This is a genomic window from Streptomyces sp. G7(2002) (assembly GCF_028870195.1).
Lineage (GTDB): Bacteria > Actinomycetota > Actinomycetes > Streptomycetales > Streptomycetaceae > Streptomyces > Streptomyces nigrescens.
This window is the reverse complement of the sequence record NZ_CP102609.1, coordinates 3,191,242-3,216,220: the sequence shown is the minus strand read 5'-3', so window position 1 is coordinate 3,216,220 and position 24,979 is coordinate 3,191,242. Positions and strand designations below refer to the sequence as shown.

General features: G+C 71.7%; 23 protein-coding genes and 1 pseudogene. 6 read left to right on the top strand and 18 right to left on the bottom strand.

Translation table 11 applies throughout. The annotated features are described in order from the left end of the window. Nucleotides 1-81: 81 nt before the first annotated feature. Nucleotides 82-540 carry a cupin domain-containing protein gene (locus NUT86_RS13225; RefSeq protein ID WP_167540562.1) on the bottom strand — a complete coding sequence of 153 codons (459 nt, stop codon included), beginning with the start codon at nucleotides 538-540 and terminating at the stop codon, nucleotides 82-84. A gap of 133 nt (nucleotides 541-673) precedes the next feature. Between NUT86_RS13225 and NUT86_RS13220 the strand changes: the two genes are divergently transcribed. Beyond that, nucleotides 674-1,252 (top strand): TetR/AcrR family transcriptional regulator, encoded by a 579-nt coding sequence (locus tag NUT86_RS13220; RefSeq protein ID WP_018087996.1) that lies wholly within the window; start codon nucleotides 674-676, stop codon nucleotides 1,250-1,252. 68 nt (nucleotides 1,253-1,320) lie between these two features. On the opposite strand, the gene NUT86_RS13215 is transcribed toward NUT86_RS13220, so the two are convergent. The 7 genes from NUT86_RS13215 to NUT86_RS13185 form a co-directional block, all read right to left on the bottom strand. After that, on the bottom strand, nucleotides 1,321-2,517 hold the full coding sequence (locus tag NUT86_RS13215) for a class I SAM-dependent methyltransferase (protein ID WP_266446729.1): 1,197 nt from the start codon (nucleotides 2,515-2,517) through the stop codon (nucleotides 1,321-1,323). Between the two features lie 264 nt (nucleotides 2,518-2,781). Beyond that, a complete protein-coding gene (locus NUT86_RS13210; RefSeq protein WP_274735328.1) occupies nucleotides 2,782-3,363 on the bottom strand; it encodes a GNAT family N-acetyltransferase in 582 nt (193 codons plus the stop codon). Nucleotides 3,364-3,501: 138 nt separating this feature from the next. Further along, nucleotides 3,502-4,155 carry a DedA family protein gene (locus tag NUT86_RS13205; RefSeq protein ID WP_274735326.1) on the bottom strand — a complete coding sequence of 218 codons (654 nt, stop codon included), beginning with the start codon at nucleotides 4,153-4,155 and terminating at the stop codon, nucleotides 3,502-3,504. A 354-nt stretch (nucleotides 4,156-4,509) separates the two neighbouring features. Then, the gene (locus NUT86_RS13200; RefSeq protein WP_274735324.1) at nucleotides 4,510-4,971 is read right to left on the bottom strand and encodes a DoxX family protein; all 462 of its coding nucleotides are present in this window, start codon (nucleotides 4,969-4,971) and stop codon (nucleotides 4,510-4,512) included. 79 nt (nucleotides 4,972-5,050) lie between these two features. Next, nucleotides 5,051-7,099: an FAD/NAD(P)-binding protein gene (locus NUT86_RS13195; protein WP_274735323.1), complete on the bottom strand. Its 2,049-nt coding sequence runs from the start codon at nucleotides 7,097-7,099 to the stop codon at nucleotides 5,051-5,053. Between the two features lie 218 nt (nucleotides 7,100-7,317). Continuing rightward, nucleotides 7,318-9,069, bottom strand: a complete 1,752-nt coding sequence (locus tag NUT86_RS13190; protein WP_159488400.1) for an alkaline phosphatase D family protein — start codon at nucleotides 9,067-9,069, stop codon at nucleotides 7,318-7,320. Nucleotides 9,070-9,203: 134 nt separating this feature from the next. Then, the gene (locus tag NUT86_RS13185; protein ID WP_274735320.1) at nucleotides 9,204-9,848 is read right to left on the bottom strand and encodes an HNH endonuclease family protein; all 645 of its coding nucleotides are present in this window, start codon (nucleotides 9,846-9,848) and stop codon (nucleotides 9,204-9,206) included. A 207-nt stretch (nucleotides 9,849-10,055) separates the two neighbouring features. On the opposite strand from NUT86_RS13185, the gene NUT86_RS13180 reads away from it, so the two are divergent. Both NUT86_RS13180 and NUT86_RS13175 read left to right on the top strand, forming a co-directional pair. After that, nucleotides 10,056-10,814, top strand: coding sequence for an ABC transporter permease (locus NUT86_RS13180; RefSeq protein ID WP_274735318.1), 759 nt, complete (start codon nucleotides 10,056-10,058; stop codon nucleotides 10,812-10,814). A 179-nt stretch (nucleotides 10,815-10,993) separates the two neighbouring features. Beyond that, on the top strand, nucleotides 10,994-11,575 hold the full coding sequence (locus NUT86_RS13175) for a TMEM165/GDT1 family protein (protein ID WP_159488403.1): 582 nt from the start codon (nucleotides 10,994-10,996) through the stop codon (nucleotides 11,573-11,575). A 133-nt stretch (nucleotides 11,576-11,708) separates the two neighbouring features. Here NUT86_RS13175 and NUT86_RS13170 read toward each other — a convergent pair whose 3' ends face one another. Both NUT86_RS13170 and NUT86_RS13165 read right to left on the bottom strand, forming a co-directional pair. After that, nucleotides 11,709-12,371, bottom strand: a complete 663-nt coding sequence (locus NUT86_RS13170; RefSeq protein ID WP_274735316.1) for an HAD-IA family hydrolase — start codon at nucleotides 12,369-12,371, stop codon at nucleotides 11,709-11,711. A gap of 174 nt (nucleotides 12,372-12,545) precedes the next feature. After that, complete coding sequence (locus NUT86_RS13165; protein ID WP_274735314.1) at nucleotides 12,546-13,592, bottom strand: peptidoglycan-binding domain-containing protein; 1,047 nt, start codon at nucleotides 13,590-13,592, stop codon at nucleotides 12,546-12,548. A 304-nt stretch (nucleotides 13,593-13,896) separates the two neighbouring features. Between NUT86_RS13165 and NUT86_RS13160 the strand changes: the two genes are divergently transcribed. After that, a complete protein-coding gene (locus NUT86_RS13160; RefSeq protein ID WP_159488406.1) occupies nucleotides 13,897-15,975 on the top strand; it encodes an MFS transporter in 2,079 nt (692 codons plus the stop codon). Between the two features lie 23 nt (nucleotides 15,976-15,998). On the opposite strand, the gene NUT86_RS13155 is transcribed toward NUT86_RS13160, so the two are convergent. From NUT86_RS13155 to NUT86_RS13135, 5 genes are all read right to left on the bottom strand, one after another. Then, complete coding sequence (locus tag NUT86_RS13155) at nucleotides 15,999-16,535, bottom strand: GNAT family N-acetyltransferase (RefSeq protein WP_274735311.1); 537 nt, start codon at nucleotides 16,533-16,535, stop codon at nucleotides 15,999-16,001. A gap of 67 nt (nucleotides 16,536-16,602) precedes the next feature. Next, nucleotides 16,603-16,935, bottom strand: coding sequence for an antibiotic biosynthesis monooxygenase family protein (locus NUT86_RS13150; protein ID WP_018087982.1), 333 nt, complete (start codon nucleotides 16,933-16,935; stop codon nucleotides 16,603-16,605). Between the two features lie 139 nt (nucleotides 16,936-17,074). Further along, on the bottom strand, nucleotides 17,075-18,610 hold the full coding sequence (proP, locus tag NUT86_RS13145) for a glycine betaine/L-proline transporter ProP (RefSeq protein WP_274735308.1): 1,536 nt from the start codon (nucleotides 18,608-18,610) through the stop codon (nucleotides 17,075-17,077). Between the two features lie 421 nt (nucleotides 18,611-19,031). Then, nucleotides 19,032-20,063 (bottom strand): CU044_5270 family protein, encoded by a 1,032-nt coding sequence (locus tag NUT86_RS13140; RefSeq protein ID WP_159488409.1) that lies wholly within the window; start codon nucleotides 20,061-20,063, stop codon nucleotides 19,032-19,034. Beyond that, complete coding sequence (locus NUT86_RS13135) at nucleotides 20,056-20,697, bottom strand: RNA polymerase sigma factor (RefSeq protein WP_274735307.1); 642 nt, start codon at nucleotides 20,695-20,697, stop codon at nucleotides 20,056-20,058. The genes NUT86_RS13140 and NUT86_RS13135 overlap by 8 nt, the downstream gene beginning before the upstream one ends. A 127-nt stretch (nucleotides 20,698-20,824) precedes the next feature. Here NUT86_RS13135 and ctaD point away from each other — a divergent pair. Then, nucleotides 20,825-22,459: pseudogene (gene ctaD / locus NUT86_RS13130) on the top strand (aa3-type cytochrome oxidase subunit I); the annotation flags it as partial. Nucleotides 22,460-22,539: 80 nt separating this feature from the next. Next, a complete protein-coding gene (locus NUT86_RS13125; protein WP_159488412.1) occupies nucleotides 22,540-22,875 on the top strand; it encodes a hypothetical protein in 336 nt (111 codons plus the stop codon). A gap of 51 nt (nucleotides 22,876-22,926) precedes the next feature. Here NUT86_RS13125 and NUT86_RS13120 read toward each other — a convergent pair whose 3' ends face one another. From NUT86_RS13120 to NUT86_RS13110, 3 genes are all read right to left on the bottom strand, one after another. Beyond that, nucleotides 22,927-23,625 carry a hypothetical protein gene (locus NUT86_RS13120; RefSeq protein ID WP_274735305.1) on the bottom strand — a complete coding sequence of 233 codons (699 nt, stop codon included), beginning with the start codon at nucleotides 23,623-23,625 and terminating at the stop codon, nucleotides 22,927-22,929. Nucleotides 23,626-23,769: 144 nt separating this feature from the next. Then, nucleotides 23,770-24,189, bottom strand: a complete 420-nt coding sequence (locus NUT86_RS13115; protein ID WP_274735303.1) for a DUF6114 domain-containing protein — start codon at nucleotides 24,187-24,189, stop codon at nucleotides 23,770-23,772. After that, entirely contained in the window at nucleotides 24,180-24,800 is a 621-nt protein-coding gene (locus tag NUT86_RS13110) for a DUF6230 family protein (RefSeq protein WP_093647389.1), read from the bottom strand. The genes NUT86_RS13115 and NUT86_RS13110 overlap by 10 nt, the downstream gene beginning before the upstream one ends. Between the last annotated feature and the right edge of the window lie 179 nt (nucleotides 24,801-24,979).

The following is a 24,979-nucleotide window of genomic DNA, read 5'->3' as shown; positions in this document are numbered from 1 at the left end:
GCCCGAGGCCTCGACGGCTGCCTCGGCGGCGTCGCCAGCGGCCGCGCTCCGGCCGCACGCCTCGCGCGCGGTCCCCGTAGGTCAGCCCTGGTACTCCATGCCGTACTTCGCGCCGATCCCGTTGAGGCGGTCGAGGTCGGGGTGGCCGTCCTTCATGACGACCGGTCCGGCGTCACACAGGTCCTCGATGAACTCCTCCCAGCCGCCCGGCGACGAGATCTGCAGACACCGGGCGGGCGGCTGGGAGGCATTGCGCAGGGCATGCGGTGTGCCGTGCGGCAGCAGGGCGCACATACCGGGGGTGAGGCGGTGGGTGGTGCCGTCGAAATCGACCTCCATCGCGCCTTCGAGGACATAGACGAACTCATCGGCGTGGTGGTGGATGTGCGGAGGGATGTCGACGTCGAGCTGGTTCTCCAGGATGGCGAGCCGGCCCCCGGTGTCGGTGGTGCGGGCCTTGACGTCGCATCCGGGCGGCAGCGGGACGCGCCCCGGCCGCCGTTCGCCGGGCTGTAGTACGAGAAAGCGCTCCTTGGGCATGGTGATCGCGGATCCTCTCCCGGCCCGTCGGATGTCCGCCGGGCCCTCGGGGGCCACCTGGGCGGCCGGTGTGAGCACGATTCGGAATCGGAATCCGATTCCGTTTCACGAGCGTAGCAGTAGCATCGGCTGCGTGGCACCCTCTTCGACCTCCTCCTCCACGCCCCCGCGCAGGCCGCGTGCCGACGCCGAGCGCAACCGCACCCGTGTGCTGGACGCCGCGCGGGAGCTGTTCCGTACGCGTGGCGACGAGGCGCAGATGCCCGAGGTCGCCCGGGCGGCGGGGGTGGGGATCGGTACTGTCTACCGGCACTTCCCCAGCCGGGCGGCGCTGATCGCCGCCGTGGGGGAGCAACGCCAGGCGGAGATCGTGGAGTTCGGGCGCGACCGCTGTCTGCCGAGCGCGGCGGCCGCCGACGGGCTGGCCGCCTATCTGGCGCACATCGGTGAGGTGCTCAGCGCCGAACGCGGACTGTCCGCCTCGATCGAGGCGGCGTTCGGTTCCACCGAACCGACCGGCGAGGGGCGGGCCGGGGCCGAGACGGTCGCCGGTCAGCTGCTCGCCCGCGCCAAGGAGGAGGGCACGGTGCGCGCGGATGCCGAGGTCGGCGATGTGGTGATGATCGTGTGCGGGCTGGCGGCAGTGATCCGTAACGACGCGGGGGACTGGCGCCGTTACGTACGGAATGCCTGCGCGGGGCTGCGGCCCTAGGGGAGACACTCCCTGGGCGTATTGACCTGGAGGCGCGGCCGCAGCTCAGATGACCGCTCGGGCGGCGCTCAACGGGGGCCGGGCGCAGTCCGGTCGGCGAGGCCCAGGCGCCACAAGGACGTGACCTCGGCCGCGCGGGCCACGTGGAGCGGGTCCGAGGTGTCACGGGCGCGCGGATGGCGCGGGGTGATGTCGAGCCTGCCCAGGACCGTGAGGCCGGCCGCGGCGAAGGCGTCGAGGAGTGCGGCGTGCGGACGCAGTCCGAGGTGTTCCGCCAGGTCGGAGAGGATCAGCCAGCCCTCGCCGTCCGGCGTCAGATGGCCGGCGAGGCCGTTCAGGAAGCCGTACAGCATGCGGTTGCCCGGGTCGTACACCGCGTGCTCCACGGGGGAGGTCGGTTTCGCGGGCACCCATGGGGGGTTGCAGACGACCAGCGGGGCGCGGCCGGCCGGGAACAGATCGGCCTCGATGACCTCCACCTGCCCGGCGACGCCCAGTCGTTCGGTGTTCTCGCGGGCACAGGCCAGCGCCCGCGGATCCTGGTCGGTGGCCACGACCCTGCGCACGCCGCGCCGGGCGAGCACCGAGGCCAGGACACCGGTGCCGGTGCCGATGTCGAACGCCAGCTCCTCGGAGGGCAGCGGCGCCTCGGCCACCAGGTCGACATATTCGCCGCGGGCCGGGGAGAAGACGCCGTAGTGCGGATGGATCCGGTCGCCGCCGAGCGCCGGGATCTCGACGCCCTTCTTGCGCCATTCGTTGGCGCCGATCAGGGCGAGGAGCTCGCGCAGCGAGACGAGGGCGGTGGTCGGGTCCGGGCCTTCCGCGGCGGCGGACGCCTCGCCGCGGACGGCCTCGCCGGGGCCGTATGCCCGGGTGCAGGCCTCGCGGACGTCGGGGGCGCGGTGCAGCGGGACGGCGAGGGTCGCGTCGAGCGGGACCAGCAGCATGCCCAGGATGCGGGCACGGTGATTCTGCGCGGCCCGGTGCACATGGAACGCCTGGGTGACATCGGCGGGCGGCGTCTTGCGGGGGCGGCGGTCGATACGGCGGGCCATCGCCGTCAGCAGCTGACGGGCGTTGTGGAAGTCGCCGCGCCACAGCAGCGCGGTGCCCTCGCAGGCGAGCTTGTAGGCGTCGTCGGCCTTGGTCCGGTCGTCCGCGATGACGATACGGCGCGGCGGCGGGGCGCCGTTCTCGGAGCGCCAACGGGCGGAGCGGGGCTGGTCGCCCTCGGTCCATTCGACGACCGGCGGGTGGTTCACCGAAGAGTGCCTCGTGTGTGTGGTGGGAGCCCCTCCCAGGGGTGCCGCCCTCGGGGCGGCGCCGGTCCGGCGCCGGGGGAGCGTGAAGCGCTCGCAGGAGACGGTGGGCGGAGTGGTGTGTCGGTTGACTTTACTCCGTATTGGGATCGCCCTCGGCCCGCACCGAGGTGAGAGGGAGGGAGCGGGCGGCCCCCGCGGTGGCGCGCGCCCGGCCGGGAGGCGGAGCCGTGCCGTGGCGCCCACCGGGCAGCGCCCGGGCCGAGGTCAGTCGATGCCGAAGGCTTCGGCGTAGCGCACCGTGCCGCGCGGGGGCGTGGAGTCGTCCAGGGACAGCGCCATGAAGGCCTCGTCCGGCCAGGGCTGCGGGGGCAGAATGCCGAACCGGGCGGCCGGGACGAATCCGAAGCGCGGGTAATACGGCGGATGGCCGAGCACGATCGCGGTCCGCTCGCCTGCCGCCCGCGCGGCCTCCAGGAGCGCCCGGATCACCGCATCGCCCGCACCGCACTTCTGGTACCCGGGCAGCACCGCGCACGGCGCCAGCGCCACGGCGGGGACCTCGTCGACATGACAGCGGGTCAGCAGCGCATGGGCGGCCGGGGTGCCGTCCGCCGCGTCGGCCACGTAGGACAGGCCCGGCAGCCAGGCCGATGGGTCGCGGCGCAGCGCGTCGACGAGATCGGCCTCGCCGGCCGTCTCGAAGGCGGCGAGGTGGATCCGGCGGACGGCCGCGGTGTCCGCGGTGGTCTCGGGGCGGGGATGCCAGGGGCCGGAGGCCGCGGCCGGGTCTCCGGAGCCGCTGTCGCCGGTCTCGTGCGAGCCGTGGGATGCGTGAGTGCCGGTCATGTCCGTCATCGTCGCACCGGCCTCTGACAAACGGCCAAGGATTTTCCGCTCCGCCGTCGACAACGGGCCGTCACCAGCAGGCCGTCGACAACTGGCCGTCGGCGGGCGGGCGTCGGCAGGCGCCCGTCACCGGACGGGTCAGTGCGCGGTGCGGCGGTCCGGGCGGCGTATCAGGAAGGCGGCGGCCGATCCGGCGGCGAAGAGGGCGACGACGGAGAGGGCGGTACTCATCCAGGAGGTGCCGAGCCAGTGTCCGCCGAAGTAGCCGAGGCTCACGCTGTAGGACGCCCAGGCGAAACCGGCCAGTGCGGACCACGGGAGGAACTCGCGGACCGTACGGTGCGCGACACCGGCGCCCAGGCTGACCACGGAGCGTCCGGCAGGGGCGAAGCGGGCCAGGACGACGATGCCGCCGCCGCCTCGCGTCAGCGCCGTACCGAGTCGTTCCTGTGCCGTGCTCAGCCGGCGGGAGCGGCCGATGGCGCGGTCGAAGCGGTCGCCGCCGCGCCGGGCGAGCCGGTAGGCGACCATGTCGCCGAGCACGGAGGCGGTGGCCGCGCACAGCACCAGGGAGATGATTTCGGCCAGGTGGGCACCGGTGTGGACGGTGGCGGTGACCTCGACGCCGCCGACCGCGTCCGCCGCCGTGCCGGTGCCGGCCGCCGTCGTGGCCGCGGCGATCACCAGGACCCCACTGGGCAGAATCGGGACGAACACATCGAGAACGATCGAGAGACTGACGATCACATACACCCAAGGGGTGCCGCCGAGGGACCCCAGGCTTTCCAGCAACGTCCTTCTCCCGGTCCGAACCCCGCCGCGACGTCGCTCGGTGCGGCAGGGGCGGCTCTACAGCCATACAGCGTACGCCTGGCCGCGGTGGCCGAAAGGGCGGGGGTGGGATGCGTGGGAAGCGGCATTGTGTGCGGGGCATCCGGCATGCGCGATATGCCGGGTGAGCCGGGAATGGCCGACGCCGGTCGCCGCTCGGCGTGTCCGTCGCCCCGCCTGTCCGCCGCCCGGCCTCTCCGCCGTCCGTCCTGTCCCTCGTCCGTGGACGCGGCACGGCCCGTACGGCGGAGATGCCGTACGGGCCGTGAGGGGCGGGGCCGGGATGTCCCGGGCCCCGCGCCGGGAAGTGGTGCGTCAGACGGCGGAGGGCTCCCGCTGAGCGGACGGGGCCGTCTCCTGTCCGCGGTCGCCGAAGAAGACCCGGTCGAGCGCCCACGAGCCGGGGCCGGCGAAGAAGAGCAGCAGGAACGCCCAGCAGTACATCGCGGAGGCCTCGCCACCGTTCTGTATCGGCCACAGCGCCGAGCCCTGGTGCGCGGAGAAGTACGCGTACGCCATCGAGCCGGAGCTGATGAACGCGGCGGCGCGGGTGCCCAGGCCGAGCATCACCAGGAGACCGCCGGCCAGCTGGATCACGGCGGCGTACCAGCCCGGCCAGCTGCCGGTGGGGACGGTGCCGCCCTGACCCATCGCACCGCCGAGGACGCCGAAGAGCGAGGACGCGCCGTGGCAGGCGAAGAGCAGGCCGATGACGATGCGGAAGAGTGCGAGCACGTGCGGGGTGGATCTCTGGAGGAACGTGGTGAGCGGTGACATGTGGGGACTCCTACGGTTTCTGGGGACGACGTAACCGTGAAGGGGACAGGTTAGGGACACCTAATCTGTACTTGCAAGTTCAACCTCTGGCCAAATGGGATCTTTGGCTGGAAGTGGCCACACCAGTCGCCGAAACCACGCCTGCCGCCGGAACCACGCCGCTCGCCGAGGCCCTGCCCGACCCCATTCCGCTCGCCGAAGCCCTGCCCGCACCCGTGCCCCGGCCCGGGGCCGCGCCCTCGACCGCCGCCCGCAGGGCCGCCCGTGCGACCGCATCCGTATCGGCCAAGGTGACCGACCCCACCCCGGGACGCGCCCCGGCCGCCGTCACCCAGTGCACTCCCTCCGTCGGCACCCCGACCGCGAACCGCCGCGGATGGTGCCGCCCGTCGGCCTCGATGAGGCGGTACGGGCTCGGCGTCACATCGAGCCCGCCCGTCTCGTAGCCGTCCACGGTGTGCGGCCGGCCGCCGCCCTCGGCCAGCAGCCGGGCCAGCAACAGGTCCGCGGTGCGCCGGACATCCGGTTCCGGCAGCCGCGCCTCGATCAGCGCCGTCGCCGTCACCGTGGAGCCCGGCACGTCCTGCGAATGGGCCGTGAAACCGGGCTCGTGGCCGTCGGCGGAGCCGAGCCGGAGGGTCATCCGGGGGCCGATGACCTCCAGCACCCCGGCCTCGATCAGTGCGGTCATCTCCTCGATCCGGCGCCGCGGCGGCCCGATGGACAGAAAGGCGTTGAGCGGGGTGTACCAGCGGTCCAGGTGGTCGCGGCGGGACGCGCCGGCCAGCCCGCCGTGGTCGACGATCTGCCGCAGCTCGTTGCGCAGATCCCGCAGTACGTCCAGCGCCGCCTTGACCGGGCCGGACACATTGTCCTGGCGGGCGTGTGCGACGTCCTCCCGCAGATGGTCCAGCAGCCACTCCCGGAAGGCGGCGCGGCCGGCGAACGACCGCTCCGCGTGCGGCCGGGAGACCCGGTCCCAGTCCCAGCGCTCGCCCGGCGCGATCCCGAACGCGTCCAGGGCGGCGGCCTCTTCGGGGCTGCGGTGCGCGCTGCCCAGGAAGCGCTGCCGGAAGCGCTCCCGGAAGAGGTGGCCCGCCGCATCGTCCGCGGCCCGCCGCGCCAGCAGCGCCTCGTAGTAGACCGTCTCCACTTCCTTGGCCACCAGGGGCCAGACCTCCGCCAGGAAATCGGGCAGTTCACCGGAGTCCGCGCGCTTGCGGAAGGCCGCTATCACGTCCGGGGTGAGCAGCAGCGGCAGATGACGGCCGTGCGCGCCCTTCGCGTTGTCGCCGCGCGCGTGGTACGGGACGCCGCGCCGGGAGCCCGCGTACAGCCGGGGTTCGCGGCCGGACGGCAGATACGTCAGCGTCCCGCCGGCACCGCGGACGAACCGGCCGCCCCGGGCCGTCGTCAGCAGCGCCATGTGATCGAAGAAGTTGAGGCCGAGACCGCGCAGCAGTACCGGACGGCTCGGCGGCAGTGCCTCCAGGGCGGCGGAGAGATCGGCGGGATTGGCGGGCGGCAGATAGCGCAGCCCGTGCCCGGCGGCGTAGTCGGCCAGCCGCCGCTGCTCGGCGTCCGCAACGGCCGGCAGATGGCCCTGGGCGAGGACCACCGCCCCCAGGCCGTGCAGCGTCCGGCCGTTGTCGAGGGTGAGGGACTGCGAGCCGTCGGGGGCCTCGGCCAGCCGCACCGCGCAGGCCGGGTGCGTCACGACCGTCACCTCCTCAGGGGCGGTGCGCACCGTGTGGCGGAAGACCCACTCCAGATAGCGGCCGTACAGCGCGCGCCCCGGATAGTCGTCCGGGCCGACCTCGCACCCCTCCCAGGCGTACAGGCTCGGCCCGGTGCGTATCGGGCCGGCGCACTCGACGCTGTCGTCGGTGAACAGGGTGACCTGCGAGGCCACGGTGTTCATCAGCAGCTCGGGCGGCTGGGCGGTGCGCCACACCTGGCCGGCGCCGGGCGGTGCGGGGTCGATGACGTGGACGGTCAGCCGGGAGCCCGGGGCCAGTTCGGCGGCCGAGGCGCAGATCCGCTCCAGCACGCTCGTCCCGCGCGGCCCGGCGCCGACGAGCGCGAGGGCGGGCCGGGGGCGGTGGTCGGCGAGGTGGTCGGCGGCCAAGAGGAGCTCTCCCTGCGGCGGCGGACGGCCGGCCCGTAGGGGCACGGCCGCCCGGGAAGTCGGGCGACGAGCAAAACGTGCGCCCCATCATCACCGCCCGAACCGGTGGCGGAGCACCGGGGTGGGCAAAAACATGTGGCGGTTTTGCAGGTAGGACGCCCTGCCTCCGGTGCGCGCCAGTGCCCGGCCGGAGGTTCACGGACGCCGGGCCGCCCGCATCATCCGGACTTCGGCCGTTCGGTGCCCGCCTCCGGACCGCCCGCACCACCGGATTCCCCGCCAACTCGCGCATCGGTCAACGCAGCACGCCAGACCGTGACGAGCCGGACGCCGCCCTGCTTCTCCCGGCGGGTCTGGTCCAGGGCGAGCCGCGCCGCACGGCCCGCCAGCGTCAGCGTCATCAGCTGATTGCCGAACCAGGGACCGCCCGTGCGCCGCCACTTCACCGCCGGCCGGGGCAGCCGTCCGTGCCGGGCCAGCAGCTTGCCCAGCCAGCGGCCGGACCGGCTCCAGCCGAAGCGGAAACCGGCCTGCAGCGAGCCGGGAATGCTGTTGTGGACGGGGGAGCAGGTCAGCTGGAGCACCCGGCTCGCGGGGTGCGGACCGGCGCCGCGCCAGTGCGGCTCCGCCACATAGGCATGGTGGACGTCCCCGGACAGCACACAGACCGTCGCCGGGGCGTGGGCGCCGGAGCCCGCCTCGGCGATCAGCTCGGTGAGCGCGGTGAACGAGCCGGGGAAGGCCGACCAGTGCTCCAAGTCGGCGCGCTGGCGCAGACGCTCGCTCCTGCGGGCCCAGCGGGGGCCGCGTTCACCGGCGCACAGCGCGGCGTTCCAGCCCTCTCCGGCATGGATGAGATGCGGCAGCAGCCAGGGCAGCGAACTGCCGAGCAGCAGATGGTCGTAGCTGCCGCGCCCGTCCAGCACCGCCTGCCGCAGCCATTCGCCCTCGGTCTTGTCGAGCATCGCGCGGTTGCTCTCGTCCAGGACGCGGGTGGCCCGGGTGTCGATCATGACCAGCCGCACCCGGCCGAAGTCGCGGCGGTAGCTCCAGCGGGCGTGCGCCGCATCGGCGTCCGCACCGGCCGCGAACTCCCGCACCAGCTCCGTGGCGTCCGGCACCGACTGGACCTGCGCGTACAGCTCGTCGGCGGCCAGTTCAGCGGGCGAGAGATTGCCCAGATGCTGATGGACCCAGTACGACATCAGGCCGCCGAGTATCCGCTCGCGCCACCACGGGGTCGCGCGCATCCGGGCCAGCCAGGACGCCGAGGTGTTCCAGTCGTCGATCACATCGTGATCGTCGAAGATCATGCAGCTGGGGACCGTGGACAGCAGCCAGCGGACCTCCGGGTCGAGCCAGGACTCGTAGTAGAGGTAGGTGTATTCCTCGTAGTCGGCGACCTGCTTCCACGGCGGCTCGGTGAGGTCGCGGCGCCCGGCCAGCACCTGCGCGGTCGCCTCGGAGGTCTGGTCGGCGTAGACCTGGTCGCCCAGAAGGAGCAGCACATCGGGGCGCTGCCGTCCGGAACCGGCGGCCAGGGTGGCGGCGAGGGTGTCCAGGGCGTCCGGGCCGACCGGGTCGTGCGCCGCGTTCGAGGGCGTCGCGGACCAGCGGCAGGAGCCGAAGGCGAAGTGCAGGGGCTCGTGCGCGGAGGCGGGGAGCGTACGGATCGTGCTCGCGGGGAAGCGGCTGTCGGGCAGCGGCCAGACCTTCTCCCCGCTACCGCTGGGAGGTGCCCCCGGCTCGTCGTCCAGCAGGACCTGGTAGGGCGTCTCGGTGCCGGGTGTCAGACCGGTCACCGGGACCAGCGCGTAGTGGTGCCCGGCGACCTGCCAGGTGTGCTGCGCGCCGGCCGCCCCGTCGTCGCAGCGGACGTGCACCACGCACGGCCGGTCGGTCTCCACCCACACCGTCGCGCTGTCCGCGTCGACATACCGCAGCAGCGGCCCCAAACGCAGTCCGGCCATCGGGTGCCTCCCCTCGTCGTGGTCAGAGGATAGGAGCACAGCGGGCGCGGCGGGTGACCGGGACGGCGGCGCGCCCGCCGGCCGGTGATTTTCCGGCCGACGGGCGCGTGGATCGGCACCCCGGGGAGCGGGGCTCAGCAGCCGTCCAGGATCTTCTTCAGCGCGGTCTTCTCGGCGGAGTCCGCGGTCATGCCGTACTCATGCTTCACCCACACCCACATCCGGGCGTACTCGCAGTGGTACGAGGTCTTCGGCGGCAGCCACTTCGCCGGGTCCTTGTCACCCTTCTCCTGGTTGAGGTTGTCGGTGACGGCGATCAGCTGGGAATGGGTGAGGTCGTTGGCCAGCTCCTTGCGGCGCTCGGTGGTCCACTGGGCCGCGCCGGACTTCCAGGCCTCGGACAGCGGGACGACATGGTCGATGTCGAGGTCGGCCGCGTCGGTCCAGGTCGCGTCGTCGTAGGCCGAGACCCACTTGCCGCTCTTCGCCGCACAGCTGTCGTCCTGCTGCACGTCCGTGCCGTCGCGCTTGAGCACCACTTCGCGGGTGTTGCAGTTCTTGTCCTGGTCGATCCAGTGCGGGAACTTGTCGCGGCTGTAGCCGTCCTGGGGGCCCTCGGCCTGTTCCTTGATGTCGGCGAGGTACGTCCGGGCGGTGCCGGCGTCCGGCGGGCTGGGCGGTGCCGCCTGGGCGGACTGGCAGCTGAGCGCCAGCGTGCAGACCAGGGCCGCGGCCGAACCCGCGGCGAGGGAAACTCGACGCGCGTAGACCTTTTTCATCGAAACTCCCGAAATGTGGGGGGAAGTTGACGTGCGGTGCGTCGCCCATGGTGTCGGCGTGGGGTTTCCATGGGGTGGGCACCAGGTAACAGGGTGACGACATGCCCACGTCAGTTCAAGGGCTGACAGGGCGCCATAAATGCACAACGGCGCTCCGGTTGTGGCGCTCCGGCGTATGCGCCCCCGTGGCACCCCTACAGTGAGCGCGTGCTGCTGCCGGTCAACACCACTCTCGGGATCGTCCTCGTCGTCCTGCTGATCGCCGCCGTGGCCGTCGCCGCACTGGCCCGCCTCGGCCACGCCCGGGCCATCGCCGTCGCCGGACTGCGCGCCGCCGCCCAACTGGCCGCCGTCTCCTACCTCATCGGCTGGGTGGTGCACGCCCTTTCCTGGCTGCTGGGTTTTCTCGTGCTGATGTTCGCGGTGGCGGTACGGACCGCCGGGCGCCGGATCACCCGGAACCGCAGCTGGTGGTGGGCCGCCGCACCGATCGCCGTCGGCGTCGTCCCGGTCGTCGGGCTGCTGCTGCTCACCGGTCTGGTGCCGCCGCGCGGGCTGGTGCTCATCCCCGTCACCGGCATCCTGATCGGCGGCGCGCTGACCGCCACCGTCCTGGGCGGGCGACGGGCGCTGGACGAGCTGGAGACCCGGCACGGTGAGTTCGAGGCGGGCCTCGCGCTGGGGCTGCCCGACCGTGACGCACGGATGGAGGTCGCCCGGCCGGCCGCGTCGGACGCCCTGCTGCCGGGGCTCGATCAGACCCGGACCGTGGGGTTGGTCACACTCCCCGGCGCGTTCGTCGGCATGCTGCTGGGCGGGGCCTCGCCCGTACAGGCCGGTGCGGTGCAGCTGTTCGTCCTGGTGGCCCTGCTGGCGGTGCAGGCGACGGCCTGTGCGGTGGTGCTGGAGCTGGTCGCGCGCGGAAGGCTGCACCGCGTACCCTTGACGGCAGCAGAAGGGGAGTAGCTCTCTGCCGGACCGTCGACATACTGCCCGCCCGTAGTGGCGAGCCGGCGCCCGGAGCGTGGTACGCAGCAGTGCCGCGCCAGCGAGACCTTCGGCCGCAGTGTTTGACGCTGCCGTGCCGAAGCGACCCCTTTCCCGGGCCCTTTGGTGCGGCCCGACCGATCGAGGTATCCCACCCCGTGTTCAGTCTCACCGTCGCCGCCGTCGTCTTCGGCGTCGTCTTCCTTGCCGAACTGCCCGACAAGACCGCCCTCGCCGGTCTGATGCTCGGCACCCGCTACCGCGCCTCGTATGTCTTCGCCGGTGTCGCCGCCGCCTTCCTGGTGCATGTCGCCCTCGCGATCGCCGCGGGCAGCGTGCTGACCCTGCTCCCGCACCGCCTGGTACAGGGCGTGGTCGGTGTCCTCTTCCTTGCGGGCGCCGCCGTGCTGCTGTTCAGGAAGGACGAGGACGAGGAAGAGGTGAAGAAGCCCGCCGACCAGAGCTTCTGGAAGGTCTCCGGGGCGGGCTTCATGATGATCCTGGTCGCCGAGTTCGGCGATCTGACCCAGATCATGACCGCCAACCTCGCGGCCCGTTACGACGACCCGCTCTCCGTCGGCGTCGGCGCCGTGCTGGCGCTGTGGGCCGTGGCGGGCTTGGGCATCCTGGGCGGCCGCACGCTGATGAAGTATGTGCCGCTCAAGCTCATCACCAAGGTCGCGGCGGGCGTGATGCTGCTGCTCGCGGGCTTCAGCCTGTACGAGGCGATCGCGGGCTGAGGACGGGCCGAAGGGGCGGGTCGCCGTCGGGGCCCGCCCCTTCGGAGGAGCCCCGGAGTCGCGCTCAGGTCGTGACGTGCACCGCGATCAGGCGGTGACGTGCACCGCGATCAGGCGGTGACGTGCACCGCGATCAGGCGGTGACGTGTACCGCGATCAGGCCGTCCGCCAGCGCCTCGACGCGGACCCGGGTGAGGTCGGGCACCTGCACGGTGGGGGCGAACGCGGCGGCACGGTCACCGACGCCGACCACTCGCATCCCGGCCGCCCGGCCCGCCTCGATGCCCGCCTCGGAGTCCTCGAACACCAGGCAGTCCTCGGGGGCGAAGCCCAGCTCGGCGGCGCCCTTGAGGAAGCCCTCCGGGTCGGGCTTGCTGGCGCTCACACTCTCCGCCGTGATCCGCACGGCCGGCACGGTCAGTCCGGCCGCGCCCATCCGGGCGTCGGAGAGCGGGATGTCGGCGGAGGTCACCAGGGCGTGCGGGAGGGTGGCGAGGGAGGCCATGAACGCGGGTGCGCCGGGGACCGGCACCACGCCGTCCATATCGGCGGTCTCTTGCGCCAGCATCCGGCGGTTGTCCGCCAGGTTGAGCTCCATCGGGCGGTCCGGGAGCAGTGCGGCCATGGTGGCCCAGCCCTGCCGGCCGTGGACGACCTGGAGCACCTCGTCCGCGTCCAGCCCCTGCTCGGCCGCCCAGCCGCGCCAGCAGCGCTCGACGACGGCTTCGGAGTTCACGATCGTGCTGTCCATGTCCAGCAGCAGGGCGCGGGCGGTGAGCGTGGTGGTGGCCGTCATCGGCAAGCTCCTGGGCGCTACGGGCATACGGACGGTGCGGATCGCACCCGTGCGGAAGAACAGAGCGGTCCCGCCCGCCGGTCAGGGAGTGCGGGCGGAACCACTTTGTTTCTTCACGATACAAAATGGAGCGGCCGGCGACAACCAGGCAGGTCAGCGCCCTGCTCACCAGGGCTACGGCTCGTGCGTCCGGGACTCCAGGGACGCCCGGGTCACCGCGCCGTAGACGCCGTCCGGATCGCCCGCCACCCCGTAGGCCCGCTGGTAGCGCGACACGGCGTCCCGTACGTCCGCGTCGTAGCGGCCGTCGTCCGGGCCGGGATACACCGCCACCTGCCGCAGCCGCCCCTGTAGCTCCCGCACTTCGGGGCCACCGGCCCCCTCGCGCAGCACGAGCGGCCCGGTGGGCGGGGCGCTGGGGCCGTGGGTGGCGGGGGAGTCCGAGACGCTGCCGGAGGCCCGGGTGGGGGCGGGGGGACGCGGGGCCGGGGTCCGGTAGGGCCGCACGGTGGCCTCGGGGGCGGTCGCGTCGGGCGACGCGGAGCGGGCCGGGGTGGGGGAGTCGGGGCCGCTCGGTGCGGGGGCGGATGTGCCGCCGGTGGGGAGGGTGGCGCCGGGGGAGGTGCTGCCGCGGCCGGGCGCCGTGGCCCGGGTCCGGGTGTCGTCGGAGAGGGCGTCGGTGCCGATCATCACGGCCGTGGCGGCCACCGCGGCCCCGGCGGTCAGCAGCACGGCGGGCAGCAGGCGCTTGCGGCGAAGGGAGGCGGGGGAGCGGCCGGCGGGTTGCTCCGTCGGCCGCTCCTCCTCCGATGCGTGGAACGTCCGGGAGGCCGGGCTCGGACGGCGCCGCATCCGGGGCGCCAGGGGTTCGGCCGGGCCGGTGGCCGGCGGAGTGGGGGCGAGGGGCGGGCTGGTGGCGTCCGACGGGCCGTCGGCGAGGGGCGGCCCGGCGGCGGTCGACGGGCCGTCGGTGCGATGCACCGCCGCGTCCACCCCGGGTAAGTCCAGCAGGTCGCCCCGGCCGGTGCCGGTGCCGCTCGCCCCGCCGTGATCGCCCCCGTCGTCGTCGGCCTCCCCGTCGCCGTCGCCGTCGGGCAGTGACACGTACGGCCGAATGCGCAGCGGATCGAAGTCGTCCGCCCCGACCGCCGCACACAGGCAGCTCGGCCGGCCGCCGCCGCGTACGGGGGCGCGGCAGTGCGGACAGGTCTGTGCCGTCACGGGTGTTCCCCTCCCTGGAGGCATCGAACCGGCAGCGATTATCCAGACGCCGCACCGGTCCGCGCAGGCGCTCGAAGACATCCGCCCGGCATGCCCCAGGTGTCCCCCGGACGACCCCCGGTACCGGCCGTCACTCGGCGGGCCATATCCGGCGGAACCGCCCAGGATGGAAGAAGTCCGAAGCAGGGACGCAACGGGAAGGGCGGCCGGCGGTGGCCCGGGACGGGACGGACGGCCGGCACCGCACGGGACGCTCCGGGGCCCCGGCACCGCACGGGACGCTCCGGAACGGAGGGAGACGCTCATGGCGCAGGACACCGGCGCTCCTGCCGTCCCCGGCGAGGACCGGTCCCGGCGGACGGTCCTCGCCGCGATCGGCGCGCTGTTGCTCGGCCTGCTCATCGCGGCGCTCGACCAGACCATCGTCGCCACCGCGCTGCCCACGATCGTCAGCGACCTCGGCGGCATCAACCATCTCTCCTGGGTCGTCACCGCCTACCTGCTGGCCTCGACGGCCGCGACACCCCTCTGGGGCAAGCTCGGTGACCTGTACGGCCGCAAGAAGCTCTTCCAGACCGCCATCGTGATCTTCCTGATCGGCTCGGTGCTGTGCGGTATCGCGCAGAACATGGGCGAGCTGATCGCCTTCCGGGCCCTCCAGGGGCTGGGCGGCGGCGGGCTGATCGTGCTGTCCATGGCGATCGTCGGCGATATCGTGCCGCCCCGCGAACGGGGGAAGTACCAGGGCCTGTTCGGTGCCGTCTTCGGCAGTTCGAGCGTCCTCGGCCCGCTGCTCGGCGGGCTGTTCGTGGACCACCTCAGCTGGCGCTGGGTGTTCTACATCAACGTCCCCGTCGGCATCGTCGCGCTCGCCGTCATCGCCGCCGTGCTGCACATCCCGCGCCGCCGCACCCCGCACCGGATCGACTACCTGGGCACCGCGACGATCGCCGCGGTCGCCGCCTGCTTCGTGCTGATGACCTCGTTCGGCGGCGTCACCTACCCCTGGGCCTCCTGGCAGGTCGTGGGGTGCGGTGTGCTCGGCGTCGTCCTGCTGGGCGCCTTCCTCGTCATCGAGCGCCGGGCCGCCGAACCCGTGCTGCCGCTGCGCCTGTTCCGGCTGCGCACCTTCTCGCTCACCGCCGTCATCGGCTTCGTCATCGGCTTCGCGATGTTCGGATCGATGACCTATCTGCCGACGTTCCTGCAGGTCGTACAGGGCGTCAGCCCGACCATGTCCGGGGTGCACATGCTGCCGATGGTCTTCGGCATGCTGCTGGCCTCCACCGGCTCCGGGCAGATCGTCAGCCGCACCGGCCACTACAAGGTCTTCCCGATCGCCGGCACCGGTGTCGTGGCGCTCGGCCTGCTGCTGTTGCACCGGCTCGACCAGGGCAGCGGGGTCGCCGAGATGAGTGCCTGCTTCTTCGTCTTCGGCTTCGGACTCGGCCTGGTCATGCAGGTGCTGGTGCTCATCGTGCAGAACGCCGTGCCCTACAAGGACCTGGGCGTGGCCACCTCCGGTGCCACGTTCTTCCGCTCCATCGGCGGCTCGTTCGGCGTCTCCCTCTTCGGCACGGTCTTCGCCGGCAACCTCGGTACGCGGATCGCGGACGCCCTCGCCGGTCAGCAACTGCCGCCGGGCATCGACCCTTCCAGGGTCGCCGAGGACCCGCGGACCGTCGCGCAGCTGCCGCCCGGCCGGCGCACCGCCGTCCTCGACGCCTACGCCATCTCCATCACCGATGTCTTCCTCTACGCCGTCCCCGTCGTCCTGGTCGCCTTCGCGCTGGCCTGGTTCCTCAAGGAGGAGCCGTTGCGCAGCAGTGTCACGGCGCCCGACACCAGCGAGGTGCTCTCCTCCAACCCCGTCGAACGGTCCTCGCGCGACGAGGTCGCCCGCGCCCTGTCCATCCTCGGCAGCCGAGAAGGCCGCAAGCACATCTACGAGAAGATCGCCGCACGGGCCGGACTGGACCTCAAACCGGCCGCGGCCTGGCTGATCCTGCGCATCCACCGCTACGGCTCGGTGGAACCGGGACTGCTCGCCGAACGCAGTACCGTGCCGCTGGGAGTGATCTCCGAGAGCGTCCGCCAGATCGAGGAACGCGGACTCGCCACCCGCGAAGGGCTGTTGCTGCTGCTCACCGGCCCTGGACGGGAGACCGCGGAGCGGCTCTCGGCGGCCCGTCAGCAGTCGCTCGCGGAGATGCTGGGCGACTGGTGGACCAGGGACCGGCCCACCGATCTCACCGAACTCGTCCACGAGCTGACGGCGGAGCTGTGCGGCTCGGACGCGGAGGAGCCGCACAACGGCGACGCCCGGCCACCGCTGCCCCGCACCCACCCGCCCACGCCCCAGCCACCGGACCTGGCCAAGTGAGCACACAGGGTGGGTAGGTGGAACTAGGCCGTCAACGAGTCCCCGTCCAGCCGCTTCTCGAAGAAGATCTCCGCATAAGGGTCGTCGTCGTGGTACGGATCGATCTCCAGGAAGCCGTGCCGCCGGTAGAGCGCGACGGCCTCCACCAGATCCAGCCGGGTGTCGAGCCGGAGCCGCTCGGCGCCCAGCCGCACCGCGGCCGTCTCGGCGGCCCGCAGCAGCGCCCCCGCGCCGCCCAGCCCGCGCCGGGCGGGCCGTACGAACATCTGCTTGAGCTCCGCCGTGCGCGCGTCCAGCAGCCGCACCCCGGCACAGCCCGCCACCTCCTCGCCATGACGCGCCACCAGCAGCACGCCGCCCGGAGGTGCCAGATCGGCGGTGGGGTACTCCGCCAGCCCCTCCTCGATCTCCTCCGGCGTCGAACGGCGGTCCTCGTGCAGCGCGAAGTAGCGGTCGGCCACCTCGGTGTAGTACTCGCGCAACAGGGCTTCGGCGTCCGGCGAACCGGCCGGCTCGGCGGCGACGGTCCAGGGGAGACGGAGGGTGGCGGCGTCACTCATGGCGCCATTGTCACGGCCGGTCCGGTGCGCCGCGCAACGCATTTCCGGGTGACGCCGCCGGTGACGGTCAGCCCTGCTTCGGCCCGGCCTGCTGCACCACCTCGAAGGACCACAGCGTGGAACCGGACGCGGCGGGCTTGGGCCGCTCCCCGCCCTCGGCGCCGCCGCCCTGCTGGTGCGCGGCCTTCATCGGCCCCTCCATCCACGCCTGGAACGACTCCTCGTCCCGCCACCGGGTGTAGACGAGGTACTGGTCGGTGCCCTCCACGGGGCGCAGCAGCTCGAACCATTCGAAGCCGTCCGAGGAGTCCACGGTGCCGGCGCGCGCCGCGAAGCGCTTCTCCAGGACCTCGCGCTGCTCGGCGGGCACGGTCAGTACATTGATCTTCACGATGCTCATGCCGACCATCGTGCCGCACGGTGCCGCAGGAGCGCAGGTCAGGGCCGGGGAATCCGGGGATTCCGGGGAATGCCGAGGGCCCGGCCGGAAGTATCCGAGCCGGGCCCTGTGGCGCCTGGGGGCGGGCAGTCCGTGGGTGTCAGACCGTCGCGTCGGCCTTGGCCGCGTGACGGATCTCCTCCGCCTCCGCCTCGGTCTCGACGGCCGGCGGGGAGCCGGGCAGCGGCTTACGGGCGCTCTCCGACATCAGCAGGACGGCGATACCGCCGATCACGGCCGCCGCCATCATGTAGTAGGCGGGCATCATCTTGTTGCCGGTCGCGCCGATCAGGGCGGTGACCACCAGCGGCGTCGTACCGCCGAAGAGCGACACGGAGACGTTGAAGCCGATCGACAGGGAGCCGTAGCGGACCTTGGTCGGGAACAGCGCGGGCAGCGTGGCCGGCATCGACGAGGTGAAGGTGACCAGCAGCAGTCCGAGCGCGGCCATGCCCACCGCGATGGCGGCCAGCGACCCCTGCCGGATCAGCAGCAGGGCGGGGACGGACAGCACCAGGAAGCCGAGGCAGCCCGCGGCGATGACCGGACGGCGGCCGAAGCGGTCGGTGAGCCGGCCCGCGAACGGCTGGGCCGCCATCATCAGGACCATCACCGCCAGCACGACCAGCAGCCCGTGCGTCTCGTCGTACTTCAGCTCCGAGGTCAGATAGCTCGGCATGTACGACAGCAGCATGTAGTCCGTGACGTTGAAGACCAGGACCAGCCCGACGCACAGCAGCAGCGACCGCCACTGACCGAAGATCATCTCGCGGATGCCGATCCGCTTCTCGACCTCGCGGCGCGCCTTCTCCTTCGTCCGCGCCTCCTTCTCCAGCTGCGCGAAGGCCGGGGTCTCTTCGAGCCGCATCCGCAGGTAGAGGCCGATGATGCCCATCGGTCCGGCGATCAGGAACGGGATGCGCCAGCCCCAGGAGTGCAGGTCCTCGGTGGACAGCAGCGCGGTCATCAGCGTGACCAGGCCGGCGCCGCCGACGTAGCCGGCCAGGGTGCCGAACTCCAGCCAGCTGCCGAGGAATCCGCGCTTCTTGTCCGGGGCGTACTCGGCGATGAAGGTGGAGGCGCCGCCGTATTCACCACCGGTGGAGAAGCCCTGTATCAGGCGGGCGACGAGCAGCAGGATCGGTGCGCCGACGCCGATGGAGGCATAGGACGGGATCAGGCCGATGGCGAAGGTGCCCGCCGCCATCATGATCATGGTGATGGCGAGAATCTTCTGCCGGCCGATCCGGTCACCGAGCGGCCCGAAGACCATGCCGCCGATGGGACGCACCAGGAACGCCGCCGCGAACGCTCCGAACGTCGACAGCAACTGCGCGGTCGGATTCCCGGACGGGAAGAAGACATGTCCGAGGGTGACCGCGATGTAGCTGTACACGCCGAAGTCGAACCACTCCATCGCATTGCCGAGCGCGGCGGCCGAGACCGCACGCTTGACCATCACGGGATCGACGACGGTCACCTCGCCGGATGAGTGCTGCGCGGGATCCGCCCCGCGGTCCTTCCGGAGACCGGATGCGGCATCGGCTCGACTGCCGGCGGGGTGACGGGGGCCGGGTGCGACGGGGGACTGCGTCGGCACGTGTTCGCTCGCCTGCGCTCTCTTGGACGACAACATGACACTGCCCGCCGTGGGGAGGCGGGCGCGGCCCGTCATGACGCGACGGGCAAAGGTCGACCATAGGGGCAGACCGGATCATCACGGACAGTGCGCGGACGACCGCGCAGTCGGCCGTATACCCGCTCCTTGCAGGGGAAACTCCCATTCGGGGATCAGTTTGCGACCCCTCGGCCTGTGATCCATATCGCGAAGTTCCGCTGCAACCATCGGCCGGTTGTGGCGTGCATCACGCGCCGGGGTGGGGTGTGTCACGCACCAGGCCGCGGGGTGTGCCGGGCAGGAAAACGGCGCGGCGGGCGCACTGCACCGCCGCGCCGAGGTGGATCGTCGCGTTCCCTCAAGGATCAGTCATGACCGCCCGCCCCGCCACTCGGGGGCGTGGCCCGGTACGCCGCTCCGTCCCCGGGCCGCCGGCGCCTCACGGCATCCATGCCTCGTACGACATGACCTCCCCCGACCTGATCCGGAACTCCGGTTCGTCCTTGGTGAAGGTGATCTCCAGGCCCAGGAGTTCGCCGGTACGCGGATCGAGGATCACCATCTGGCGGGTGGAATTCGTTGCGCCGTCCGGGCCGTCGTACACATACGCCTGCCCGCGCCGGCCCAGCCGGTCGGTGACCACCCCCGCCTGCCGCAGACCGTCCGCATCGGCCAGCATCCGGACGATGGCGGCCGTCTCCCGCGGTCCCGGCGTCCACTCCTGGCGGAACGAGGAGAGCGCCGACAGCAGTTGCGGCGTGGTGCTGGTGCCGCCCGCCCCGCCGTACAGCCACGACAGCTGTTCACGCAGCGCCCCGGCGTCCTTCGGGGGCTTGGTACGGCCGGCCAGCCCGCTGTGCTGGGCCTCCGAGCCCGCCGGATAGGTCTTGCGGTGCAGGACCTTGCCGTCGCTCACGGTCTGCCACTCGCCGTCGTTGTCGTGGATCACCGGACGGCCCGGGTGCCGGGGGTCGGTGGCCACAACCAGTTCCGAGCCGCTGCCGTCGTCGTTCCAGCTGGTGATGCGCTCCTCGGGCACGGTTACGGGGGGCGCGGCGTCCGGGCCCGTCTCCATGCTCATGTACCAGCTCTGCAGATGGCTGCCCCGCCGCGGCCCGTCCTCGGCAGCCGCCGTCCGCGCCCTGGCCTCCGCCCTGCGGGCGAGGAGGTCCAGTGACACGGACGGTGCGTCGGCGTGCAGAGGGAGGGCGGCGGGCGCCGCGACGGCGGGGCTGCTGCCGGCGCCGGAGAAGGTGAGCACCAGGGCGGCGACGGCGGCCGCCGACACGGCGGTCAGGCCCATCAGCAGACGGCGCCGGCGCACGGGGCGCGGGCGGCCGCGCGGTACGGCACCGGTGGTGAGCGCCGCCAGACGGGCCTCAGCCCGCGCGGTCAGCGGGCGGTCGCGCCAGGGTCCCTCGTCGGCGGAGACGGGGTCGGCCTGCCGCAGCAGCTCCAGTTCCTCAGTCATGGCGGCGGCCTCCCGCTCGGGTCGGTACGGGGTGGGGGGAGAGGGGGCGGGGAGTGGCCGGGCGCGGGGCCGGTGCCGGCGCGGGGGGCGCGTCGGTCCGTGGTGGAGGCGCCTCGGGCCGGGCGGTCTCGCGCCGGCGCATCCGCTCGATCTGGGTACGGAGCCGGCCGCGCGCCCGGTGCAGCCGCATGGCCGCCGCGCTCTGGCCACACCCCAGGGTCACCGCCAGCTCCTCGATGGTCAGTTCCTCCCAGGCCGTCAGCCGCAGCACCTCCTGGTCGGCGGGGGAGAGGCGGGCCAGCGCCTCATGCACCCAGGAACCGGGCCGCTCGGCGTCCGGGCTGTCCACGGTCTGCCGGCGGTGCGCCGCCTCGTGATTGCCGAGCCGGTGCAGCAGCCGCCGGTAACGGCCCAGCCCCCGCACCGTATTGGCCAGACAGTTCCGGGCCACCCCGTACAGCCAGGGCAGCGGCGCGTCGGGAAGCTCGGCGCGGCGTCTCCAGGCTATGGAGAAGACCTCCGCCACCACTTCCTCGACCTCAAGTGCCTGCCCGTCCAGCCGCCGCGCCACAAAGCGGCTGACCGCCCAGTAGTGCGCGCGATAGGCCTCGGCGAAGGCGTCGTCCGTGCTCATGAACCCTTGGTGTCCGGCATGGCCCCGATCTTCACACCCTCCGGGGTGAAACTTCCCACCCCGCCCTGTCCCCGCGGGCAGTGAGGATCGCGACGGCTCCGGACACCTACCGGGCATGAAGTTTCCCGTGAAGTGGCTGACGACCACCGACCACAAGACCATCGGCACGCTCTACCTGGTCACCGCGTTCGCCTTCTTCTGCCTCGGCGGTCTGATGGCCCTGGTGATGCGCGCCGAACTGGCCCGTCCCGGCCACCAGATCATGTCGAACGAGCAGTTCAACCAGGCGTTCACGATGCACGGCACGATCATGCTGCTGATGTTCGCGACGCCGCTGTTCGCCGGATTCGCGAACTGGCTCATGCCGCTGCAGATCGGCGCGCCCGATGTCGCCTTTCCCCGGCTGAACATGTTCGCCTACTGGCTCTACCTCTTCGGTTCACTGATCGCGGTCGGTGGTTTTCTGACGCCTCAAGGAGCCGCGGATTTCGGCTGGTTCGCCTATGCCCCGCTCTCCGATTCGGTGCATTCCCCCGGAATCGGCGGCGATATGTGGATCATGGGTCTGGCCCTCTCGGGCTTCGGCACGATCCTCGGTTCGGTCAACTTCATCACGACGATCATCTGTATGCGGGCGCCCGGCATGACGATGTTCCGGATGCCGATCTTCACCTGGAACGTGCTGCTGACCGGTGTGCTGGTCCTGCTGGCCTTCCCGGTGCTGGCGGCGGCGCTGTTCGCGCTGGAGGCGGACCGTAAATTCGGTGCGCATGTCTTCGATGCGGCCAATGGTGGCGCATTGCTCTGGCAGCACCTCTTCTGGTTCTTCGGCCACCCCGAGGTGTACATCATCGCCCTGCCGTTCTTCGGCATCATTTCCGAGGTCATTCCGGTGTTCTCCCGGAAGCCGATGTTCGGTTACATCGGTCTGATTGCGGCGACGATTTCGATTGCCGGTCTTTCGGTCACGGTGTGGGCGCACCACATGTATGTGACGGGCGGTGTGCTGTTGCCGTTCTTCTCGTTCATGACGTTCCTGATCGCGGTGCCGACCGGTGTGAAGTTCTTCAACTGGATCGGCACGATGTGGAAGGGCTCGCTGTCCTTCGAGACGCCGATGCTGTGGGCGATCGGCTTCCTGATCACCTTCACGTTCGGTGGTCTGACCGGTGTGATCCTGGCCTCGCCGCCGATGGACTTCCACATCTCCGACTCGTACTTCGTCGTGGCGCACTTCCACTACGTGGTCTTCGGCACCGTCGTCTTCGCGATGTTCTCCGGGTTCCATTTCTGGTGGCCGAAGTTCACCGGCAAGATGCTGGACGAGCGGCTCGGCAAGATCACCTTCTGGACGCTGTTCGTGGGCTTCCACGGCACCTTCCTCGTCCAGCACTGGCTCGGCGCGGAAGGCATGATGCGCCGTATCCCCGACTATCTCGCCGCCGATGGATTCACCACTCTGAACACCCTCTCCAGCATCTTCTCCTTCCTCCTCGGGCTCTCCCTTCTGCCGTTCCTCTACAACGTCTGGAAGACCGCGAAGTACGGCCGGAAGGTCGAGACCGACGACCCCTGGGGATACGGCCGTTCGCTGGAATGGGCGACGTCCTGCCCGCCGCCGCGGCACAACTTCCGTACGCTGCCGCGTATTCGCTCCGAATCCCCGGCGTTCGACCTGCACCACCCGGAGATCGCACGCGAGATCGAAGCCATGGCGGCCGCCGAGGACGCCGCCCCCACCGAAATCGGGGCACGCACATGAGCGAGGGAAGGCGGAGGGGCGGACAAATGCAGAAGGCCGAGGGAACGGGGCGGGACGGAGGAATGCGGAGGGCAGCGGAAATGCCGCTGGACCAGGCCGTCAACGAGATCGAGGGATTTCTCCTCTGGGAGGCGGAGAAGGACCGGGCCCGCACCCGCGCGCAGGACTTCTGCGCCGGTCTGCCCTGGCTCACCGACACCCAGCGGCGGGAAGTGGAGCTGCGCTACTGCCAGGACCAGCGCGATGCGTCGCGGACCTACCTGGAGCGCATCGCGACCCGCAGCGCCGCTTTGCGGACCGAGTACGAAGGCGTCTACCGGGCCCTGCGGCGCCGGCTGATCACCGCGTTCCTGAGCGGCACAGTGGCCGTGGCGGTGCTGGTGACCGTGGTGGCCGCCGGTCTGAACGCACGCTGAGAGGGTGACGCCCGCTCGGACAACGGACGCCACCCGTGGCTCAGCCGGTGCTCAGCCGGTGACGGTGATCTGGGATGCGGGATCGGTGGTGTCGCTGACCGTGTAGGCGGCGTTGAACGTCGAGCTGGTCGCGCTGGTCGGACAGCCGAAGCCGCCCACCACCTTCACCGGCACCGACGCATTGGTGAAGGTGAGGGTGGACGGCGCGCCGTTGCTCCAGCTGCCGTTCACCGTTGCCGCCGAGGTGGGCGCCGCGGTCACCGTGCAGGACGCCAGCCCGCTGGTCTTGAGCACGAACCCGCCGGCCGGGATGGTCAGTCCGGCGGTCACCGGCGTCCCGTACTGCATGGCCACGCCCCAGGTGCCGGTCGTGGTGACGGTCGCGCTGACACCCGGCATGCTCGTCGTGCAGGAGCCGTAGGTCGCCGGGGTGGTGGAACTGCTCACCGGGCCTTCCGGGTTCTGGTTGCCGGGCGCGGCAGGCACCTGCCCACTGGAGACCGAGGTCGAGCAGGTGACGGTCACCGAACCTGCCTTGAAGGTGGCCTTGCCGCTCAGCTTGGCGGTGAAGCTGTGACCCGCGGGACTCACGGTCGTGGACGGCGCGGCGGCGGACGGCGTCCCGGCCGGCTGTGCCGTCGCGGGACTCGTCACGGCGAGGGCCAGACCGAGGGCCGCGACGATTCCGGTTCCGGCGGTGCGTAAGACGCGCTGACGGGGCGTACGGCGGGTGGGGTGCGTCATCGTCATCGTGGTTCTCCTTCTGAGGGGTGGGGTGCCGGAGGAGCGGTGCGGCGGGTGGCGCGGGCAGCGGTCCGCCCCGTACGCGGACGAAGGCGTGGGGGTACGCGTACGGGCGGGCGCGGCGGACGGCGGACGGCGGGCGGGAGGTGGCTAGGGCTCGCAGGGCGCGGGCGCGCCGCCGCCCGGCGCGGCAGCGGACCCGGGCGCCTCGGGGGCTTCGGGTCCCGTCGGAGTGACCGGCTGCCAGGCAAAGATCATCGAGCCGCCGAGAATCCCGATGACGGTGCCGATCAGAAAGCCACCGAGGTTGGACATCACCAGCGCGGCCGCCGCACACAGCACGGTGAGCACACCCGCGATACCCCGGTAGTGCGGCGCGAACCACGCCGAGAGCCCCATCACGATCATTACCAGCCCCATCAGGACCGACGGGATGCCGGCGATCCCCTGTTGCAGCATGATCTTCAGCGGTGCCAGAGGGATGGCGCAGATCTCGGCGCCGGCGATGACGGCCGCCAGACCGCCCCAGAAGGGCCGTCCCGTCCGCCAGCGCCGCCAGGTCAGAAGCATTCCTTCTTGCCCTTGGAGATCTTCATGCTCAGACCGGACAGCTTGAAGGTCCCCGCATTGGTGGCCCAGGCGGTCTGCCGGAGCTTGCTGATGCTGACGTCATCGGCCTGCTGGGCGAAGAGGTCCTGCATGCCCTGGGCGCTGTCCGGTCCCTTGTCGAGGGTGGAGGCGTCCCGGCCGATCTCGATCTGGTGGAAGGACGCGTTGCCGGAGAGCTGGGTGGCGTCCACGAAGAGGTTGGTCGCCTCGACGGGCGTGCTGCCCGTACCGGCGCTGAGGTTGAGCGAGATATCGCCGACGACGGGCAGATGGGTGACGACCGACTGGCACAGATGGTTCAGCTGGGCGGTCTTGATGGCGGTGACGGCGACCGGCAGGAGGTCTCCCCTGGCGTTCGTGTCGACACTGCCGTACTGGGCGAATCCGTCGCCCTTGAGGCTGTCCGCGGAGACCTTGAACTGCTGTCCCGAGACGGCGAACGACGCCGCCAGCGCCCCGTTGGCCAGGGCGATGCCCAGGGCGGCGGTGCCGGCGAGCGCCGGGACGGACAGCACGGCGAACTTCCGCCAGCTGATCCGTCCCGTGACAGGTCTGCCGTGTGCGTCTTTCATGGTGGTATGTCCCCTTCGAAGAGCGGTGGAGCGCACCGTCGAAACGTGTGGGGGGAATGCGTGAGTGCAGGGTTGCGTGTGGTGCTGAAACGCGCGGAGGAGCCGGGGGTGAGCGCATGGGGGAGAAGATGCGGCTCGGGGGCGCAGACGGTGCTGAGCGGTGCGCGCAACGGGCTAAC